Source organism: Plantactinospora sp. B5E13 (assembly GCF_039871775.1).
GTDB lineage: Bacteria > Actinomycetota > Actinomycetes > Mycobacteriales > Micromonosporaceae > Plantactinospora.
The window spans coordinates 1-19,601 of record NZ_JBDPLT010000038.1; the positions used below are offsets into that span (position 1 = coordinate 1).

The 19,601-nt window shown below is 71.9% G+C and carries 14 protein-coding genes; 4 read left to right on the plus strand and 10 right to left on the minus strand.

Annotated elements, in window-relative coordinates; all coding sequences use genetic code 11:
* Positions 1–77: 77 nt before the first annotated feature.
* Entirely contained in the window at positions 78–2,228 is a 2,151-nt protein-coding gene (locus ABGB05_RS26880; RefSeq protein WP_347656591.1) for an acetate--CoA ligase family protein, read from the minus strand.
* Positions 2,229–2,305: 77 nt separating this feature from the next.
* Positions 2,306–3,535, minus strand: a complete 1,230-nt coding sequence (frc, locus tag ABGB05_RS26885) for a formyl-CoA transferase (RefSeq protein ID WP_347656593.1) — start codon at positions 3,533–3,535, stop codon at positions 2,306–2,308.
* Positions 3,536–3,959: 424 nt separating this feature from the next.
* Between frc and sucC the strand changes: the two genes are divergently transcribed.
* Positions 3,960–5,138, plus strand: coding sequence for an ADP-forming succinate--CoA ligase subunit beta (gene sucC, locus ABGB05_RS26890; RefSeq protein WP_347656595.1), 1,179 nt, complete (start codon positions 3,960–3,962; stop codon positions 5,136–5,138).
* A 5-nt stretch (positions 5,139–5,143) separates the two neighbouring features.
* Positions 5,144–6,019 (plus strand): succinate--CoA ligase subunit alpha, encoded by an 876-nt coding sequence (sucD, locus tag ABGB05_RS26895; RefSeq protein WP_347656597.1) that lies wholly within the window; start codon positions 5,144–5,146, stop codon positions 6,017–6,019.
* 171 nt (positions 6,020–6,190) lie between these two features.
* On the opposite strand, the gene ABGB05_RS26900 is transcribed toward sucD, so the two are convergent.
* The 5 genes from ABGB05_RS26900 to ABGB05_RS26920 all read right to left on the minus strand — a co-directional run bounded on the left by ABGB05_RS26900 (position 6,191) and on the right by ABGB05_RS26920 (position 12,360).
* A complete protein-coding gene (locus tag ABGB05_RS26900) occupies positions 6,191–8,407 on the minus strand; it encodes a xanthine dehydrogenase family protein molybdopterin-binding subunit (RefSeq protein WP_347656599.1) in 2,217 nt (738 codons plus the stop codon).
* Positions 8,404–9,399 (minus strand): xanthine dehydrogenase family protein subunit M, encoded by a 996-nt coding sequence (locus ABGB05_RS26905; RefSeq protein WP_347656601.1) that lies wholly within the window; start codon positions 9,397–9,399, stop codon positions 8,404–8,406. The genes ABGB05_RS26900 and ABGB05_RS26905 overlap by 4 nt, the downstream gene beginning before the upstream one ends.
* Positions 9,400–9,401: 2 nt before the next feature.
* Positions 9,402–9,929 carry a (2Fe-2S)-binding protein gene (locus ABGB05_RS26910; RefSeq protein WP_347656603.1) on the minus strand — a complete coding sequence of 176 codons (528 nt, stop codon included), beginning with the start codon at positions 9,927–9,929 and terminating at the stop codon, positions 9,402–9,404.
* A gap of 100 nt (positions 9,930–10,029) precedes the next feature.
* Positions 10,030–10,878, minus strand: a complete 849-nt coding sequence (gene fdhD / locus ABGB05_RS26915) for a formate dehydrogenase accessory sulfurtransferase FdhD (protein ID WP_347656605.1) — start codon at positions 10,876–10,878, stop codon at positions 10,030–10,032.
* A gap of 108 nt (positions 10,879–10,986) precedes the next feature.
* Positions 10,987–12,360, minus strand: a complete 1,374-nt coding sequence (locus ABGB05_RS26920) for an OFA family MFS transporter (RefSeq protein WP_347656607.1) — start codon at positions 12,358–12,360, stop codon at positions 10,987–10,989.
* A 138-nt stretch (positions 12,361–12,498) separates the two neighbouring features.
* On the opposite strand from ABGB05_RS26920, the gene ABGB05_RS26925 reads away from it, so the two are divergent.
* Together ABGB05_RS26925 and ABGB05_RS26930 are read left to right on the plus strand one after the other, a co-directional pair.
* Complete coding sequence (locus ABGB05_RS26925) at positions 12,499–13,662, plus strand: molybdopterin molybdotransferase MoeA (RefSeq protein WP_347656609.1); 1,164 nt, start codon at positions 12,499–12,501, stop codon at positions 13,660–13,662.
* A 269-nt stretch (positions 13,663–13,931) separates the two neighbouring features.
* Positions 13,932–16,469 (plus strand): X2-like carbohydrate binding domain-containing protein, encoded by a 2,538-nt coding sequence (locus tag ABGB05_RS26930; protein ID WP_347656611.1) that lies wholly within the window; start codon positions 13,932–13,934, stop codon positions 16,467–16,469.
* Between the two features lie 64 nt (positions 16,470–16,533).
* On the opposite strand, the gene ABGB05_RS26935 is transcribed toward ABGB05_RS26930, so the two are convergent.
* The 3 genes from ABGB05_RS26935 to ABGB05_RS26945 all read right to left on the minus strand — a co-directional run bounded on the left by ABGB05_RS26935 (position 16,534) and on the right by ABGB05_RS26945 (position 19,503).
* The gene (locus ABGB05_RS26935; protein WP_347656613.1) at positions 16,534–17,724 is read right to left on the minus strand and encodes a glycerate kinase; all 1,191 of its coding nucleotides are present in this window, start codon (positions 17,722–17,724) and stop codon (positions 16,534–16,536) included.
* A gap of 11 nt (positions 17,725–17,735) precedes the next feature.
* The gene (locus ABGB05_RS26940; RefSeq protein WP_347656615.1) at positions 17,736–18,620 is read right to left on the minus strand and encodes a 2-hydroxy-3-oxopropionate reductase; all 885 of its coding nucleotides are present in this window, start codon (positions 18,618–18,620) and stop codon (positions 17,736–17,738) included.
* Between the two features lie 64 nt (positions 18,621–18,684).
* Positions 18,685–19,503 (minus strand): TIM barrel protein, encoded by an 819-nt coding sequence (locus ABGB05_RS26945; RefSeq protein ID WP_347656617.1) that lies wholly within the window; start codon positions 19,501–19,503, stop codon positions 18,685–18,687.
* Positions 19,504–19,601 lie beyond the last annotated feature (98 nt).

Below are 19,601 nucleotides of genomic sequence, written 5' to 3' on the forward strand. Positions count from 1 at the left end.
TACCCGTACACCACGGAGAAGCCGGTCGCCGCGACGGACCGGGTCGGGAAAGGTCCGTTGGTGCGACGGTCGCCCGGTCAACCACCGAGCAGACCGGCGGAGCGTGCCCACCGGTACTTGGCACCGAGCACGGCGACCGGCTTCTCCGTGGTGTACGGGTAGGCGACGATCCCGTGCCGGTAGAGGTGTTCGCTGGCCTGCTCCACCTCGACGTCGCCGGCGAGCGAGGCGACGACGGGCTTGTGGATGCCCTTGGCCCGGAACTCGTTGACCACGTCGACGACCAGCTCGGCGAAGACCATCGGCGGGGTGACGATGGTGTGCCAGTAGCCGAGGATCAGCGAGTGGATCCGGGGGTCGGACAGGCCGAGCGCGACGGTGTTGCGGTACGTCGACGGCGGCTCGCCGCCGGTGATGTCCACCGGGTTGCCGGCCGCGCCGAACGGCGGGATGAACTTCCGGAACGCCTCGTCGAGGTCGGCCGGGATCTCCATCAGGGTGAGCCCGTTGTCGACGCAGGCGTCGGAGAGCAGCACCCCGGAGCCCCCGGCGCCGGTGATGATGACGACGTTCTCGCCCTGCGGGGTGGGCAGCAGCGGAATTCCGCGGGCGTACTCCAGCAGGTCGTTGAGGCCGGGGGCGCGGATCACGCCGTTGGAGCGGAGGATGTCGTCGTAGACCTTGTCGTCACCGGCGAGCGCACCGGTGTGCGAGCTGGCCGCCCGGGCGCCCATCGAGGTGCGGCCGGCCTTGAGCACGATCACCGGCTTGGTCTTCGACACCCGGCGGGCGGTCTCGGCGAAGCCCCGGCCGTCCTTCAGGTCCTCGAGGTGCATGGCGACCAGCTGGGTGTTCGGGTCGCTCTCGAAGAAGGTGAGCAGGTCGTCCTCGTCGATGTCGGACTTGTTGCCGACCCCGACGATCGAGGAGACCCCCATCTGCGCGGAGCGGCTGAAGCCGAGGATCGCCATCCCGATGCCGCCGCTCTGCGAGGTGAGCGCGACTCCGCCCTTGACGTCGTACGGGGTGCAGAAGGTCGCCGACAGGTTCTCCGGCGTGTAGTAGTAGCCGTAGATGTTCGGTCCGAGGATGCGTACCCCGTGCCGGCGGGCGATCGCCACCACCTCGGCCTGCAGCTCGTGGTTGCCGGTCTCGCCGAAGCCGGACGGGATCAGGATCGCCCCGGCGACGCCCTTGGCGCCGACCTCCTCGAGCGCGGCCGGTACGAACTTGGCCGGGATGGCGAAGATCGCGACGTCCACCGGGCCGGGTACGTCGGCGATGCTCCTGAACGCCTTGCGGTCCAGGATCTCGGTGGCCTTCGGGTTGATCGGGTAGATCTCGCCCTGGTAGCCGCCGTTGACCAGGTTCTTCATCACCGAGTTGCCGATCTTGCCGGCCTCGGCGGAGGCCCCGATCACCGCGACCGAGGCGGGCCGCATGATCCGGTTCATGCTGGCCAGGATCTCCTCCTCGGAGAACCGCTCCGGCTGCTTCGCGGCCTCCTCGTCGATCAGGATCCGTACGTCGACCGCGGTGGCGCCGGTCGAGGTGGCCAGCACCGGGTTGAGGTCGACCTCGGCCAGCTCCGGGAAGTCGGTGACCAGGTCGGAGACCCGGACGATGAGGTCGGCGAGGATCTCCCGGTTGGCCGGCTCGGCACCGCGTACGCCGCGCAGGATCTCGGCGGAGGCGATCCCGTCGATCATCGACAGCGCGGTCGTGGTGTCGGTCGGGGCGAGCCGGAAGGTGACGTCCTTGAGCACCTCGACCAGCACGCCGCCGAGGCCGAACGCCACCACCTTGCCGAAGGTCTGGTCGGTGACCGTACCGACGATGACCTCGTGGCCGGAGTCGAGCTGCTGCTGCACCTGGACTCCGACGATCGTGGCGTCGGCCCGGTACGCCCGGGCGTTGTCGATGATCGTCTGGTAGCCGGCCGCGACCGCCTCGGCGGTGTGCAGTCCGACCAGCACCCCGCCGGCCTCGGTCTTGTGCAGGATGTCCGGCGACACGATCTTCAGGACCACCGGCAGACCGATCCGTCCGGCCAGCGCCACCGCCTCGTCGGCGCTGGTCGCCAGGCCCTCGCCGGGAGTGCTGATCCCGTACGCCTCCACCACCAGCCGGCCCTCGGGCGCGGTCAGCGAGGTCCGGCCCTCGGCCTTCACCTGGTCGAGCACCCGCCGTACGGCCTCGCGGTCGTAGCTGCTGTCGTTCACTGGCATTCTCTGTCGTCTCCTTAGGGACGTCACATTCCGCCGGTTACGGCGGGCGGGTCTGGTTCGGTCGGCGGTCGCGGGCCTCAGACGGCGCCGGCGGCGCGCAGCTCGCCGACCTGCCGCTCGTCGTAACCGAGCTCGGCCAGGACCTGCGCGGTGTGCTCACCGAGCAGCGGCGAGCGCTCGATCTCGACGTGCGAGTCGGAGAGCTTGAGCGGGTTGCCGACCGTCTTGTACGTGCCCCGGGTCGGGTGCGCGACCTCCACCACCGAGCCCAGCTCGGCGAGGGTCTCGTCCTCGATCAGCTCCTTGGTCGACAGGATCGGCCCGCACGGGATGTTGTGTGCGTTGAGCTTTTCCATGACCTCCCACTTGGTGTGCTTCTCCGTCCACTCCTCGATCAGCGCGAACGCCTTGTCGAGCTTGTTCAGGCGCACCTGCGGGGTGTTCCAGGCCGGGTCGTCGGCCAGTTCGGGGCGGCCGATCAGTTCACAGATCGGCTTCCAGCCGACCGGCTGGATGATGACGTAGATGTAGTCGTTCGGGCCGCCGGGGGCGCAGCGCACCGCCCAGCCGGGCTGGCCGCCGCCGGAGGCGTTGCCGGAGCGTGGGACCTCGTCGCCGAAGCTCTCGTTCGGGTACTCGCCGAGCGGGCCGTGGGCCAGCCGCTGCTGGTCCCGGAGCTTGACCCGGCACAGGTTGAGCACCGCGTCCTGCATGGCGACCTGGACGCGCTGGCCGCGTCCGCTGTGGGTGCGCTGGTAGAGCGCGGCGAGGATGCCGGCCACCAGGTGGATGCCGGTGCCGGAGTCGCCGATCTGCGCGCCGGTGGCGGTCGGCGGGCCGTCCTCGAAGCCGGTGGTGCTCATCGAGCCGCCCATCGCCTGGGCGATCACCTCGTAGGCCTTGAAGTTGGCGTACCGCCCGGGGCCGAAGCCCTTGATGGAGGCGTAGATGAGACCGGGGTTGATCTCCTGCAGCCGCTCCCAGGGGAAGCCGAACCGTTCGACGACGCCGGGGCCGAAGTTCTCCACCAGGATGTCCACCTCGGACACCAGCTTGGTGAAGACCTCCTTGCCCTGCTCGTGCTTCATGTTCAGGGTGATGCTCCGCTTGTTGGCGTTCAGCATCGTGAAGTAGAGGCTGTCCACGTCGGGGAGGTCGCGGAGCTGGCCACGGGTGATGTCCCCCTGTCCGGGCGCCTCCAGCTTGATGACGTCCGCGCCCAGCCACGCCAACAGTTGTGTGGACGAGGGACCGGACTGTACGTGCGTCATGTCGAGGACCCGTACGCCCTCCAGTGCCTTACCCATGAGCGAACCTCCTGTACGCGCCGCGCCATGCGTTGCCGATCGTGGTGCGAGGGATCCGTTGTGTGACCACTGTCGCGGTCCGACGTCCGGATCTCCGCCCACCTTCGAGGATTGCATACCGTATGGGGTAGGCAATATCGTGGCGCATGTAACAGCGGAGTGTCTAGGGGGTAGCAAGACGTTTTCCGCGTGACCGCCCGGCGGGCCGGCAGACCGGACTCCCGCCCGGCGGCGCGGACGGACCTGCCCCCCGGTTCGCCGGGACGGCCACGGCCCGGCACCGGCGTCCGACCCCACTCCCCCCGTCGGCGGACCCGCCGCTCGGTTCCACGTTCCACCTCCGATCCCGATGTCCGATCCCGGTCGACGTACACCCGCGAGCGGGACCAACCACCACCAAGAGGTCGAAGAGAAGGGAGACCCGGTGGATCTGTTCGAGCACCAGGCACAGGAACTGTTCGCCAAACACGGCGTACCGGTCAGCCGGAACCGCGTCGCCACCACCCCTGACGAGGCGTACGCCGCGGCCGCCGAGATCGGCGGCCGGGTGGTGGTCAAGGCCCAGGTGAAGACCGGCGGCCGGGGCAAGGCCGGCGGGGTGAAGCTGGCCGACGGACCGGACGGGGCCCGGGAGGTCGCGAGCGCGATCCTCGGCATGGACATCAAGGGCCACACCGTGCACAAGGTGCTGGTCACCGAGGCCAGCGAGATCGTCGACGAGTACTACGCCTCACTGCTGCTCGACCGCTCGCAGCGGGCCTTCCTGGCGATGGTCTCCCGGCAGGGCGGCGTCGACATCGAACAGGTGGCGGCCGAGAACCCGGAGGCACTCGCCCGGTTGCACGTGGACCCGGCCCGTGGCCTCGACCCCGACACCGCACGCCGGCTGGTCGCCGACGCCGACCTGCCCGACGAGGTACGGGGTGCCGTGGTCGACATCCTGGTCCGGCTCTGGGACGTGTTCCGCAAGGAGGACGCCACCCTGGTCGAGATCAACCCGCTGGCCCGGCTCGCCGACGGCACCGTCCGGGCCCTGGACGGCAAGGTGACCCTGGACGGCAACGCCCGGTTCCGCCAGCCCGGCCACGGGGAGTTCGTCGACAACAGCGCCACCGACCCGCTCGAGGTCCGGGCCACCGAGAAGCACCTCAACTACGTCAAGCTCGACGGCCAGGTCGGGGTGATCGGCAACGGCGCCGGCCTGGTGATGAGCACCCTCGACGTGGTCGCCTACGCCGGTGAGGAGTACGGCGGGGTACGACCCGCCAACTTCCTCGACATCGGCGGCGGCGCCTCCGCCGAGGTGATGGCCGACGGGCTCGAGATCATCCTCGGCGACCCCGACGTCCGGAGCGTTTTTGTCAACGTCTTCGGCGGGATCACCGCCTGCGACGCCGTCGCCAACGGCATCGTCCAGGCGGTCGGGCTGCTCACCGCCCGGGGCGAGACGATCACCAAACCACTGGTCGTCCGGCTGGACGGCAACAACGCAGCGCAGGGCCGGCGGATCCTCGCCGAGGCCGCGCTGGAGGGCGTACGGACCGTGGACACGATGGACGGCGCGGCGCGGCTCGCCGCCGAACTCGCCGGCAAGGGGGCGTGAGCACGATGGCAATCTTCCTTACCGAGAAGAGCAGGGTGCTGGTGCAGGGCATCACCGGTACCGAGGGCACGAAGCACACCCGGCGGATGGTCGCCGCCGGCACCAACATCGTCGCCGGGGTCACCCCGGGCAAGGGCGGCCAGCAGGTCGACGACATCCCGGTCTTCAACAACTGCGCCGAGGCGGTCCAGGCCACCGGCGCCGACGTCACCGTGGTCTTCGTACCGCCCCGGTTCGCCAAGGCGGCGGTGATCGAGGCGGTCGACGCCGAACTCGGCCTCGCCGTGGTGCTGACCGAGGGGATCCCGGTGCACGACACCGCGACCTTCTGGGCGTACGCGAGCGCGGCCGGGAACCGTACCCGGATCATCGGGCCGAACTGTCCCGGACTGATCAGTCCCGGCCAGTCCAACGCCGGGATCATTCCGGCCGACATCACCAAGCGGGGGCGGATCGGGCTGGTCAGCAAGAGCGGCACCCTCACCTACCAGCTCATGTACGAACTGCGCGACTTCGGCTTCTCCACCTGCGTCGGCATCGGCGGCGACCCGATCGTCGGCACCACCCACATCGACTGCCTGCAGGCGTTCGAGGACGACCCGGAGACCGACGCGATCGTGATGATCGGCGAGATCGGTGGCGACGCCGAGGAGCGGGCCGCCGACTACATCCGGGAGCACATCAGCAAGCCGGTGGTCGGCTACGTCGCCGGCTTCACCGCCCCGGAGGGCAAGACGATGGGGCACGCCGGCGCGATCGTCTCCGGCTCCTCCGGGACGGCGGTGGCCAAGCAGGAGGCGTTGGAGGCGGTCGGGGTGCGGGTCGGCCGGACGCCGTCCGAGACCGCCGCGCTGATGCGGGAGACGTTGCTCGCGCGCTGACCGACCGCGAGCGGCCGGCGCCCGCCGAACTCGGCAGGCGGGCTCCGGCGCCACCGCGCCGGTCGGCGCAGGTCCGGGCGGAGACCGACACCTCCGCCCGGACCCCGACCGGCCCCACGTCCGCCGCCACCCCGCCGGGCCGGTCAGCCCGAGCCGATCAGCCCGAGCCGATCAGCTCGGGGCGATCAGCTGTTCGAGTGTGATGGGCAGGGACCGGATCCGTACCCCGGTCGCGTGGTGGACCGCGTTGGCGATCGCGGCGGCCGTCCCCGGCAGGCCCACCTCGCCGACCCCCTTGGTACCGACCGGGGTCAGCCGGTCCGGACCACCGACAAAAACGACGTCCAGGTCACCGATGTCGGCCTGCACCGGGACGAGGTAGTCGCCGAGGTTGGCGTTCGCCACCCGCCCGGTCCGGGCGTCGGTGCGGGTCTCCTCGAACAGCGCCTGGCCGATCCCGCCCACCGTGGCGCCGATGATCTGGCTACGGGCCAGCTTCTCGTTGAGGATCCGCCCGCCGTCGACCACCGACAACACCCGGGGTATCCGGATCAGCCCCAGTTCGGAATCGACGTGCACCTCCACGAACTTGGCCGCGAAGGCCCCGGCCGGTGCCATCCCGACCTGCTGGGCCTCGGGCGGGCTGCTCGCCCCGTCGGCGGTCAGCTCGTCGAGCCGGTGCCGTTCCAGGATCGCGACATAGCTCTCCCCCCGCCGCGGGTCGGTCCGGTGGTGGATCCGCCCACCGCTGACCGCGACGTCGTCCACGGTGCAGCGGCGCAGCGGCGAGCCAGGATCGTCGGCGACCCGGTCGAGGAAACGCCGCAGGAGATTGCGGCAGCTGTCGTACACCGCATTGCCCAGCGCACCGGTCAGCCCCGACCCGCCCGCCTGCGGTGCGGGTGGCATGTCCGAGTCGCCCAGGTCGAACCGGACCCGGTCCGGGTCCAGTCCGAGCAGTTCGGCCGAGAGCTGCCACATCACCGTGTAGGTCCCGGTGCCGATGTCGGTCGCGGCGCTGCGGACGTAGCCGGTGCCGTCCCGGCTGATCGTGGCCCGCGCCGCGCACGGCATCTGCCACCAGAGGTAGCTCACCCCGGCCATGCCGTAACCGACCCGCCACCGGCCGTCCCGCATGGCACCGATCCGTGGGTCCCGCCGCGACCAGCCGAACCGGTCCGCCCCGACCGTGTAGCACTCGCGCAGCGCCTTGCTCGACCAGGGCAGGCCGTACTGCGGCTGGACCTCGGCGTAGTTGCGCAACCGGAGCTCCAGCGGGTCCATCCCGAGCCGGTGGGCGAGTTCGTCGATTGCCGACTCCAGCCCGAAGTTGCCCTGCGCCTCCCCCGGCGCGCGCATCGACCCCGGGCACGGGATGTGCAGCCGCCGCTGCCGGTCCCGGTACCGCACGTTCGGGCAGGCGTACGCGTTGGCGCTGACCGCCGCGACCGGCTCCGGGTTCTCGTCCTCCATCGCGACGGTCTGCACGGCCTCGTGGTCGAGGGCGACCAGCCCACCGTCCCGGCGGGCGCCGATCCGGATCCGCTGCACGGTGTTGGGCCGGTGGCCGACCCCGGTGAACATCTCCGGGCGGGAGAGCACCAGCTTCACCGGCCGCCCGACGACCCGGGCGGCGAGCACCGCCAGCACGGTGTGCGGCCACACCCGCAGCCCCGACCCGAAGCCGCCGCCGACGTATTTCGCGTAGACCCGGACCGCCGCCTCCGGCAGACCGAACACCTGGGCCAAAGTCGTACGCACGTTGGACGTCCACTGGGTGGAGTCGTGCACGGTGACCCGGTCGCCGTCCCAGGCCGCCACGGTCGCAAAGAGCCCCAACGGGTTGTTGGTGTTCTCCGCCGTGGTGTACGTCGCCTCGTGCACCACGTCCGCGGCGGCCAGTCCGGCGTCGAGGTCACCCCGTCCGCCGTCGAAACCGAACGGGTCGATCTTCAACTCGCCCCGGTCGTCGTCGATGTCCAGGGCGGCCTCGGCCCGCTCGTACGTGACGGTGACGGACCGGGCCGCGTCCGTCGCCTGGTACGCCTGCTCGGCGACCACCACCGCCACGTACTGCCCGTTGTGCAGGATCCGGTCGTCCTGCAGCGGTGGCGGCGGGGTCGGTCCGAGGTTGTTCTCCGGCCCCGGCCGCAGCCGTGGGGCGTTGTGGTGGGTGAGCACCGCCAGCACCCCGGGCAGCGCCTCGGCGGCGGCGGTGTCGATCGCGGCGATCCGGCCGGCGGCGACGGTGGACCGGACCAGCGCGGCGTGCGCCATCGCCGGATACCTGACGTCCGACGGGTACGGCGCCGCGCCGGCCACCTTCAACGGTCCGTCGACCCGGTCCAGTCCGGCCCCGACCACCCGCGTCGGTTCCGTCATGGTCATGGCCGGTCCCCCACGACGGTCTCCAGCGCCCGGACCATCGTCCGTCTGGCCAGCTCCGGTTTGAACGCCGTACCCGGCACGGTGAACGGGTCGTGGATCTCGGCCTCGGCCGCCCACCGGTAGGTCGCGGTGGTCGCCGCCGCGCCGGTCAGCACCGCCTCGGCGGCCCGGGCCCGCCAGGGAACCGTCCCGACGCCCCCGAGCCCGACCCGGGCCTCGGTGATCGTCCCGTCCTCCACGGTCAGCACGGCGGCCACCGAGACGAGCGCGAACTCGTAGGAGGCGCGGTCACGCACCTTCAGGTAGAGCGACCGGGCCGTCGATGGGAGTAGCGGCACCTCCACCCCGGTGACCAGGTCGCCGTGCCGCAGTACGGTCTCGACGTCCGGCCGCTCACCGGGCAGGACGTAGAACTCGGTCAGCGGGATCCGCCGCCCGCCGTCGACACCGCGTACCTCCACCACGGCGTCCAGCGCCACCAGCGGTACGCAGAGGTCCGAGGCGTGCAGGGCGATGCAGGTCTCGCCCGCGCCGAGAATGGCGTGCATCCGGGCCGCCGCGCCGGTGATCGCGGCGCAGCCCGACGATGGTCGCCGTTTGTTGCAGTCCGGCACGGTCGGATCCCGGAAGTACCGGCACCGGGTGCGCTGCAACAGGTTGCCGCCGATCGTCGCCATGTTGCGCAGTTGGGCCGAGGCCCCGGCGAGCAGTGCCGTCCGGACCAGCGGGAGGCGGCGGGCCACGGTGGGGTCGGCCGCCAGTTCCTCCATCGTCGTCAGCGCGCCGACCCGCAGCGTCCGGTCGTCCGCGGTGATCCCGTGCAGCGGCAGCCGGGTGATGTCGACCAGCCGCTCGGGGTCGAGGATGCCGTCCTTGAGCATCAGGTCGACCTGGGTGGTGCCGCCGGCCAGGTACTGCGCGGCGGGGTCGGCACTGACCAGCGCCACCGCCGCGCCCACGTCGTCGGGGCGCAGGTACTCGAACGGGCGCACGGCTATCCCACCGCCTCACGGGCGACCTCGCGGATCGCGGCGAGGATGTTCGGGTAGGCGCCGCAGCGGCAGATGTTGCCGCTCATGAACTCGCGGATCTCCTCGTCGCTGCCGGCTCGGCCCTCCCGGAGCAGGGCGACCGCCGACATGATCTGGCCGGGGGTGCAGTAGCCGCACTGGAAGCCGTCGTGGCGCAGGAAGGCGTCCTGGAGCGGGTGCCGTCGCCCGTCCTCGGCGAGTCCCTCGATCGTGGTCACCCGCCGGCCCTCGCACTGGGCGGCCAGCGTCAGGCAGGCCAGCACCCGCCGGTCGTCGACCAGCACCGTGCAGGCCCCGCAGGCGCCCTGGTCACAGCCCTTCTTGGTGCCGGTCAGCCCGAGTTCGTCGCGGAGCGCGTCGAGCAGGGTGACCCGGTTGTCGATCCGCAGGTCGCGGAGGGCTCCGTTGACGGTCAGGGTCAGGTCGATCCCGGTGGCGCCGGTGGGCGTGACCGTCCGTCCGGCGCCCCGGTGTCCGTCGTCTCGACTCATGCGGCCTCCAGCCATATCCGACATACCGCCGTTACCGGCAGTATCCAGGAGGACAGGGACCAAGGAAGCCACAACCGCGCGAAAAGGAGCCTAGGCTCGGTCAGGCTGGGGCCTCGGTACGGTCCCGCCGCACGAGCCGGTCCGCACCGGCGTACACGTTCATCGACGCACCGCGCAGGAAGCCGATCAGGGTCAGACCGGAGTCCTCGGCCAGCTCGGCGGCGAGCGAGGAGGGCGCGGAGACCGCCGCCAGCGCCGGTACGCCGGCCATCACCGCCTTCTGGACCAGCTCGAACGAGGCCCGGCCGCTGACCATCAGCACGGTGCCGCGCAACGGCACCCGGCTGTTGCGCAACGCCCAGCCCACCACCTTGTCGACCGCGTTGTGCCGGCCCACGTCCTCACGCAGGCAGTGCAGCCGGCCGTCGGCGGAGAAGAGCCCGGCGGCGTGCAGTCCGCCGGTCCGGTCGAAGACCCGCTGCGCGTTGCGCAGGGTGTCGGGCAGGGTGCTGACCACCGCGGGATCGATCCGCACCGGGTCGTCCCGGACCGACCAGGCGGCGATCGTCCGCACCGCCTCCAGGCTCGCCTTGCCACACAGCCCGCAGGACGAGGTGGTGTAGAAGTTGCGCTCCAACGACGGGTCCGGTGGCGCCACCCCCGGGGCCAGCACCACGTCGACCACGTTGTAGGTGTTCACCCCGTCGGCGGTGGCGCCGGCGCAGTAGCGGATGTTGGCGATCTCGGTGCCGGCCCGGACCACCCCCTCGCTGACCAGGAACCCCGCCGCCAGGTCGAAGTCGTCGCCCGGCGTGCGCATCGTGATCACCAGCGAGCGGCCGTTCACCCGGATCTCCAGCGGTTCCTCGGCCGCCAGGGTGTCGACCGGCTCGCTGCGTACCCCGTCGACGATCCGGACGACCCGGCGTCGACTCGTCACCCGTCCCATCCCGCCACCACCGATCCTCTCCGGCCCGGCACACCGGGCACACCGCGTCGCGGGATCCGCACCCGCGTCACCGCGGACCACCGGTCACCCGTACGCCGTCTCCGCGCGTCAGACGCGGTCGACGCCGAGTGGCGACGGCAGCCGGACCACGGCGAGCCCGGGCTGACGCATCCACCGGGTCAGCGCCGCGCCGAGCAGACCGAGGCAACCGGCTACCACGAACGGTACGACAGAATCCGGTGTGGTCACGACCAGCCCGGCGAGCAGAATTCCGAGTACGCCGCCGACCGCCTTGCCGGTGTAGACGATCCCGTAGTTCGGCACCGTCGCGTCGTCGCCGAACCAGTCCCGGACCAGACTGACCAACAGGGAGTACCCGGCTCCGGTACCGGCGCCGGCCGCCGCCGCGAAGCCCACCACGACCGCCGGGTGGTTGTTGTTGGCCGCGGCGGCGAGCAGCCCGAACTGTGCCACCCCACCGACCAGCAGGGCGAGCCCCAGGGTGCCCCGCCGCCCGATCCGGTCGGAGAGGGAACTGGTCACCGCCCGTCCGATGCCGTTCGACGCGGCCAGCGCACTCATCGCGGCCACCAGGGCCAGCGCGGAGAGCCGACCGGCGTGCGCGGAACCGGCGAGGTACGCGATGTCGAACAGCGCCATCGCCGCGGTGAGGACCACGACCACGAACATCATCGGCAGCATGCCGCTGCGCCACGCCGCCCTCGGCGGGTACGGCCGGACGGCGGGCCGGTTGTGCGGGATGCTCCGGTTGATCCGGCGGTCGACCGCCCACCGCTGTGGATCGATCTCCACCGGCCACCAGTTCCTCGGTGGTCGGCGCATCAACAGTCCACAGAGCCCGACGACCAGGAAGACGGCCACCGCGGTGCCGTCGAGGACGGCGGTACGGTTGCCCGGGTCGAGGGCGTAGCCGGCGAAGACCACGAACGGGATCGCGCCGTACCCGAAGGCGGCGCTGACCATGGCGACCCGGCCCGCGATCCGCTCGGGGAACCACTCGGTGACGGTGGCGACGCAGGTCATGTAGACCAGGCCGGCGCCGAACCCGCCGAGTACCGAATAGCCGAGCAGGACGCTGGCCAGGTCGGTACGGTGCGCCAGGGTGACCAACGCGACCGCGCAGCCGGCCGCCCCGACCAGCATCGGTACGGCGAGCCGGACCCGCAGTCGCTGGTACAGCCAGCCGCCGAGTGGTGAGCTGGCGGCCTGGCAGGCCACCCACAGCCCGAGTACGCCGAACGCCTGCCAGAGGCTCCAGCCGTTGGCCTCGGTGAGGGTGGGCAGGGCCGCGCCGAAGCCGTACTGGAAGAGGCTGATCGCCAGCATCGCGGCCCAGGGCAGCCGGGTCATCCACGATCGGGAGCGCCCCAGCAGGGCGCGGTCGCTCTCGCCGATCCGGTAGCGGCGGCCGTAGAGGTCGCTGATCTCGCGTACCGGGGCGGGGTGATCGCTGGAGTCCATGGGTTCCTCCAACCGGGCCACTGTATACAGTATGTCGAGTGCACTATTCTCTATCACGCGACCGGCGACTGTCCAGATCGATCGGCCAGGCCGGCCGATGTCGTTGATACTGGTGCGGACGAGCGGCGAGGAGCGCGGATGAGACTCGGCACGGTCAGCGCCACCGGTTGGCAGCAGGCCCGGCGGTACGCCCGCGACACGGCCCGCCCCCTCCCACCGGTCCAGACACCCCTGGCCGACGCGGTCGGTGCGGCCCTGGCGACACCCCTGGTCGCCCTCTCCCCGCTGCCGGCCTACGACGCCGCCGCGATGGACGGGTACGCGGTCGCCGGCCCCGGACCGTGGCAGGTCACCGGACGGGTCCTCGCCGGTGACCCGCACCCGCCGGTCGCCCTGCTGCCCGGATACGCGGTCGAGATCGCCACCGGTGCCGTGGTGCCGGGCGGCGCCGACGCCGTCCTGCCGTACGAACGCGCCGTCCGACACGGCCGAACGGTCACCGGCGAGATCGAACCCGGTCGGCACGTACGCCGTCGGGGCGAGGACTGCCCGACCGGCCGGGAGGTGCTGCCCGCCGGCACGGTCGTCACCCCGGTCCTGCTCGGTCTCGCCGCCAGCCTCGGCCACGACACGCTGACCGTGCACCGCCGCCCCCGGGTCGGCGTGGTGGTCACCGGCGCCGAACTGCGGACCAGCGGCCTGCCCGCTCCGGGGCAGGTCCGGGACGCGATCGGGCCGATGCTGCCCGGGCTGCTCCGCTCCGCCGGCGCCGAGCCGGCCTGGGAGACCCGGGTCGCCGACGACCGGGCGGCACTGGTCGCCGCCCTGCTCCGCTCCGACGCCGAGGTCCTGGTGGTCTGCGGGGCCACCTCGGCCGGTGCCGCCGACCACCTGCGCGGGGCGCTCGACACCCTCGGCGCCGACGTGCCGGTGCACGGGGTCGCCTGCCGACCCGGGCATCCGCAACTCCTGGCGATCCTGCCGGACGGCCGGTACGTCGTCGGCCTGCCCGGAAACCCGTACGCCGCACTGGCCGCCGCACTGACCCTGCTCGTGCCGCTGCTCGGGCGGCTCGCCGGCCGTACCGAACCCCCACCGCTGACCAGCACCCTGGCCGGGCCGGTGGCCAGCCATCCGCACGACACCCGGCTGGTTCCGGTGCTGCGGACCGGTGCCACCGCCACCCCGCTGCACCACGACCGTCCCGGCTCGCTCCGGGGCGCCGCCGGGGCGGACGCGCTCGCCGTCGTACCGCCGGAGTGGGACGGCACCGGCGAGGTCGAACTCCTCCGCCTCGGCTGATCGTGGGCATGGCAGCGCGGCCCGGCGACTCCGTGTCGTCGAGCGGGCCGCACCGAGGGTAGGAGCGACGCCGACCCGAATCAATACTTGACGGCGTGAAGTATTTAGGCGATGGTTTCCGCCAGGTTTCCACAGTGGCCGCTGGTCGGCCACCACCTCGGCGCGCCATCGGGCCGGGGTGACAACTCCGGTGACTCGTGACTCCCGAGCCCCGGTGTCGATCCGTCCCCTCCGCCGGGACGAGCTGTCAGACAGAGAGGCACATGTTCATGACCCTCCCCCTCGGCGCCAGAGCGGCGCGGGGCGCGTTCGTGGGGCTGGCCGTCGCCGCCCTCCTGCCGGTCGGACCGCCCTCCGCCGCGGCCTTCGCCGAGCCGGTGGCGACCACATCGCCGGTCGCCGCCACACCCGGCACCGCCGCCACGGTGCCCGGCGCCACCGCCGCCACACCCGGCACCGCCGTCACCGTGGCTGACCCGTACGCCCCGGCCGGGGAACGGGCGCGCAGGCCCTACATGGGCTGGAGCAGCTACAGCATGCAGGTGTACACCCCCAACGGCGGCGGCTGGATCACCGCCGACCAGCTCAAGTCGCAGTCCGACGCCATGCACCAGAAACTCCAGCGGTACGGCTACGAGTACATCAACGTCGACGCCGGCTGGAACGGCGGTACGGACGACCACGGCCGCCCGGTGCCGAGCCGGACGCTCTATCCGAACGGGCTGCAGGAGGTGATCGACCACGTCCACGCCAACGGCCAGAAGTTCGGGCTGTACGGGATCCCGGGGATCTCACCGGCACTGGTCGAGGCCGACGTTCCCATCCACGGCGCCCCGGGTTGCACCACCGGGGACCTGCCCGTCCGCCCGCTGCAGAAGGGCGACTACTGGGGCCTGGGACACCGGATCGACTTCTCCGGCCCGTGCGCGCAGGCCTACGTCGACTCGATCGCCGACCTCTACGCCGAATGGGGCGTCGACTTCCTGAAGTTCGACAGCGTGACCCCGGGCTCCGGCGTCAGCGACCTCTCCCTCGACGCACGTGACGAGGTCAGGGCCTGGTCGCAGGCGCTCGCCCGGCACGGCATCTGGCTCGAACTCTCCTGGGCGCTCGACATCCGGTACGCGGACTACTGGAAGCAGTACGCGAACGGCTGGCGCATCGACTGGGACGTCGAGTGCTACTGCACCGGCGAGGCGCTCACGAACTGGCAGAACGTCGCCCGGCTCTTCCCCCGGCTGGCCGAGTGGTGGCGGCACGGCGGACCGGGCGGGTGGAACGACCTCGACTCCCTCAACGTCGGCAACGGCACGATGGACGGACTCACCCGGGACGAGCGGCGCACCGCGGCCACCCTCTGGGCGATCTCCGCCGCGCCGTTCTACCTCGGCAACGACCTGACCCGGCTCGACCCGTACGGCCTCGAACTGCTCACCAACCGCGAGGTGATCGCGGTCAACCAGGCCGGACGACCCGCACAACCCCTGTCGACCAGGACCAACCGGCAGGTCTGGTACTCGCTCAACGAGGACAGCACGTTCACCGTGGCCCTGTTCAACCTCGGCTCCACCGAGGCGGACGTCGCGGTGAACTGGGCTGACCTCGGGCTGACCGGTCCCGCCGAGGTACGTGACCTGTGGGCCCGGAAGGATCTCGGGGAGTTCCGGACCGGCTTCGTCGCGACCGGACTGCCGATCCACGGGGTCCGGCTGCTCACCGTCACGCCGCAGAAGAACTCGACGATCGGCGTCAACGACGACGACCTGCGGATGTCGTACGAGGGTGCGTGGCAGCGCAACGGCAACCGTGAGGTGCCCGCGGTCTCGGAACAGCTGACGATCGACGTGACGGACTCGTCGACGCCCGACGCTCCGCGGCGGTCGGAGACCTCCGCCGTACGGACGATCCCGGTGAACAACAACAGTTCCGAGATCGTCTACACGGGCTCGTGGGGGCGCAGCGGCAACCGCGGGTTCGGTGACCACGAGGACGACGTGCACTACACCGAGACCAACGGTGACTCCTTCGAGTACACCTTCGTCGGCACCGGCGTCGACTACGTGACGGAAACCCACGAGTCTCAGGGTGATGTCGACATCTACCTGGACGGCGAGTTCAAGCAGACGGTCAGCACCCACCTCGACCCCGCCGAGGGGCGCAGGGCGCAGCAGGTGGTGTACAGCGTCTCCGACCTGCCCAGTGGCACCCACACGATCCGGGGTGTGAAGCGCTCGGGGTCGTTCATGCTGCTCGACAAGCTCGACGTGCGGCAGGAGAGCCTGCTGAGCACCACCACGGCGACGTTTGACAAGCGGCCGTCCGCGCAGGCCGACGTCACCGTCGAGATCGGGCGCGATCCCGGCGAACTCGTCGCGGTCGCCGGAGGCGGGGCGGAACTGGTCCGGGGAACCGACTACACCGTCGACGGTCGGGTCGTGACGATCCGGAAGGGCTTCCTGGCGGGCCGGCCGGTCGGCGACACCGTCCTCGACTTCCGGTTCCGTGGCGACCACCGCGACGACGTGCACTCGACAACCGACAACGGCGCGGCCGTGAGTTTCACCTTCCGTGGCGTCGGAGTCGAGTGGCGGACGGCGCTCGGCCCCGACCAGGGCGAGGCCGACGTCTACCTCGACGGCCGGCTCGTCGAGCGGGTGAACCTCTCGAACGACGTCCGGGTCACCGCCCGACCGGTGTTCGCGGTCACCGGCCTGACGGACGCCGTACACACCCTTCGGATCGTGAAGGTCTCCGGCGACGTCCTGCGTACCGACGTCGTCCGGTACACGGTCGCGAAGAGGCCCTGACAGCGGCGGCACCGGGGCGGTTCCCTGCCGGGGAGGCGAGGTGTACGGCAGGGAACCGCCCCGGTCAGCGGTCGGGCCCGGGGCGGCCGGACGGCGCCAGCCAGTCGGCGGCGACCCGGGCGGCCGTCTGCTCGACCAGCCGGGGTGCCTCCGCGACACAGCGCTCCGGATCCGGCTCCAGGTCGGTGAGCGGGTACGCCCGGCCGATCCCGGCCGCCCGCAGCTCGTCCTCGCCGACCGCGAGCCGGCCGACCACCGCCACGGTCGGCACCCCGCGCCCGGCGGCGGCCGACGCCACCCCGACCGGAGCCTTGCCGCGCAGGCTCTGCCCGTCCAGCGAGCCCTCGCCGGTGACCACCAACCGGGCGCCGGTAAGCAGGGCGGTGAAGCCGAGCAGGTCGAGCAGGAGTTCGATGCCGGGCCGGAAGGTGGCGCCGAGGAAGGCGAGCGCGGCGAAGCCGACCCCACCGGCCGCGCCGGCTCCAGGTGCTCCGGCCTGTCGGGCCACCGCCGGCAGGTGGCTGTCGACCACCTCGGCCCAGCGGGCCAGCCCGACCTCCAGGACGGCGACGTCGGCCTCGGTGGCACCCTTCTGCGGACCGTAGACGGCGGCTGCCCCGGTCGGGCCGAGCAGCGGGTTGTCCACGTCACTGGCCAGCACGAACCGGGTACGCCGGACCGCCGGATGCAGCCCGGAGGCGTCGATGCGGTGCAGCCGACGCAGGGCGGCGCCGCCGGGCGGCAGTTCCGCACCGTGCTCGTCGAGCAGCCGTACCCCGAGCGCGCCGGCCAGCCCCGCGCCCCCGTCGGTGCTGGCGCTGCCGCCCAGTCCGAGCACGACCTCCGTACAGCCGTGGTCGAGTGCCGCCCGGACCACCTCACCGGCGCCGTGGGTGCCGGCGTGCAACGGGTCGGCACGTCCGCCGGGCAGCCGACGCTGCCCGCAGGCGTCGGCCAGTTCGACCACCGCCGCCCCGGCGCGCCGGGCGTAGGCGGTCACCACCGGCTCCCCGGTCGGCCCGGTCGCCCGGACCGGCACCCGGGTGAAGCCCGCCGAGAGCGCCGCGTCGAGGGTGCCCTCCCCGCCGTCGGCCACCGGGAAGCCGCGTACCTCGACGGCCGGGCAGGCCCGGCGCAGACCCACGGTGAGATACCGGACGACCTCGGCGGCGCTCAGCGAACCCTTGAACTTGTCCGGGGCGAGCAGGACATGCCCGCCCGCCCCGTCCGGAGTCGTCGGACGCGGGGCCGGCATCTCGGGCCGGTTCAGGCGCCGGTCCGGCCGGAGAGCTGCTCGACCAGCTTGAGCAGCGCCGTGTGGTCGAGTCCGCCGTCGCCCTGGGCCTTCAGCGCGGCGATCAGCTGGGCCACCGCCGCACCGAGCGGGATGACCACGCCGGCCTCACGGGCCGCCGAGGTGACGATCCCCATGTCCTTGTGGTGCAGGTCGATCCGGAAACCGGGTTGGAACTGCCGGGCCAGCATTCCGGCCGCCTTGCGGTCCAGAATCCGGTTGCCGGCCAGCCCGCCGGCGAGGACCCGGACCGCCGCCTCGGTGTCCACCCCGTACGCCTCGAGGAAGACGATCGCCTCGGCGACGAGTTCGATGGTGCCGGCGACGATGAGCTGGTTCGCCGCCTTCACCGTCTGCCCGGCGCCGTGCGGCCCGACGTGGACGACGGTCGCACCGACCACCTCGAAGATCGGTCGCGCCGCCTCGAAGTCGGCCGCCTCGCCGCCGACCATGATGGAGAGGTTGCCCTCGACCGCTCCCGCCTCGCCACCGCTGACCGGGGCGTCCAGGACTCGTACCTGGTGGGCCTTGGCTGCCTCGGCGACCTGCCGGGCGGTCTGCGGGGAGATGCTGCTCATGTCGACGTAGAGCTGTCCGGGCCGGGCGTTGGCCAGGATGCCCTGCTCGCCGAGGGCCACGGTCTCGACGTCGGCCGAGTCGCGGACCATGGTGATCACGGTGTCGGCACGCCGGACGAGTTCGGCGATGTCGGCGGCGACCTCACCGCCGGCCTGGGCGAGTACGTCGTTGCGGGCCGGGCTGTAGTCGTAGCCGACGACCTGGTATCCGGCCCGGATCAGGTTGATGGCCATCGGGCCGCCCATGATGCCGAGGCCGATGAAACCGACGGTGGTCATGTCAGCGATCTCCTTTGGTTGGCGGTTGGTGACTCAGCCGGGCCGACGTGCCCGCCGGCAGCCGTCAGCCGGCCCGACGGTCCCGGGGCAGCCAGTCGAAGCTCTCGGCGCTCGGGCCGCTCGGCACGTACTCCAGGCCGACCCAGCCGTGGTAGCCGGCCGCCTCCAGCCGGGCCAGGTGGCCGTCGAGGTCGATGTCGCCGGTCCCCGGCTGGTGCCGGCCGGGCGCGTCGGCGATCTGGACGTGTCCGATCCGGTGGGCGTGTTCGGTCACCTTGACGACGTCGTCGCCGTTGACCGTGAGGTGGTACAGGTCGGCGAGGAAGGCGAGGCTCTCCACGTCGCGCTCGTCCCGGACGACCTCGATGACGGCGATCGCGTCGGCGGCGGTGCGCAGCGGGTACGGCTGCGGGCCGCTGACCGCCTCGACCAGTACGGTGCCGCCGATCCGGCCCACCGCGGCGGCCGCGACGGCCAGGTTCTCCACCGCCACCTCGTCCTGCTCGGTCGGGTCGACGTCGGGCAGCCGGTTGCCGTACAGGGCGTTGAAGTTCCGGCAGCCGGTGGCGGCGCCGATCGCCGCGACCAGGGCGGCGTTCTCCCGGAACTCCGCGGAGCGTCCGGGCCAGGAGACCAGGCCCCGGTCCCCGCCGGGCATGTCGCCGGCGAAGAAGTTGAGCCCGACCAGTTGGACACCGGCGTCGTGGATCGCCGCGACGAACGCGTCCACCTCGGCGGTGGGCGGCACCGCCTCGGCGAAGGGCCACCAGAACTCGACCGCGTCGAATCCGGCCGCCTTGGCGGCCGCCGGACGTTCCAGGATCGGAAGTTCGGTGAAGAGGATCGAGCAGTTCACGTCGTAGCGGAGGTGGTGTGTCGGCACGGGCCCTCCCTGGCGCTCACGTGACATGGTCACGTTTAGGATTCTGTATGCAGTATGGAAGCGCGTCAAGGCAGGAACGGTCGTGGCCCTGTCCGGTA

Bases quoted from the DNA above. Each gene is read 5' to 3' on its own strand.
- sucD (WP_347656597.1), top strand. From the start codon at position 5,144: ATGGCAATCTTCCTTACCGAGAAGAGCAGGGTGCTGGTGCAGGGCATC.
- fdhD (WP_347656605.1), bottom strand. From the start codon at position 10,878: ATGGGACGGGTGACGAGTCGACGCCGGGTCGTCCGGATCGTCGACGGG.
- ABGB05_RS26880 (WP_347656591.1), bottom strand. From the start codon at position 2,228: ATGCCAGTGAACGACAGCAGCTACGACCGCGAGGCCGTACGGCGGGTG.
- ABGB05_RS26900 (WP_347656599.1), bottom strand. From the start codon at position 8,407: ATGACCATGACGGAACCGACGCGGGTGGTCGGGGCCGGACTGGACCGG.
- ABGB05_RS26925 (WP_347656609.1), top strand. From the start codon at position 12,499: ATGAGACTCGGCACGGTCAGCGCCACCGGTTGGCAGCAGGCCCGGCGG.
- ABGB05_RS26910 (WP_347656603.1), bottom strand. From the start codon at position 9,929: ATGAGTCGAGACGACGGACACCGGGGCGCCGGACGGACGGTCACGCCC.
- ABGB05_RS26930 (WP_347656611.1), top strand. From the start codon at position 13,932: ATGACCCTCCCCCTCGGCGCCAGAGCGGCGCGGGGCGCGTTCGTGGGG.
- ABGB05_RS26935 (WP_347656613.1), bottom strand. From the start codon at position 17,724: ATGCCGGCCCCGCGTCCGACGACTCCGGACGGGGCGGGCGGGCATGTC.
- ABGB05_RS26920 (WP_347656607.1), bottom strand. From the start codon at position 12,360: ATGGACTCCAGCGATCACCCCGCCCCGGTACGCGAGATCAGCGACCTC.
- ABGB05_RS26940 (WP_347656615.1), bottom strand. From the start codon at position 18,620: ATGACCACCGTCGGTTTCATCGGCCTCGGCATCATGGGCGGCCCGATG.
- frc (WP_347656593.1), bottom strand. From the start codon at position 3,535: ATGGGTAAGGCACTGGAGGGCGTACGGGTCCTCGACATGACGCACGTA.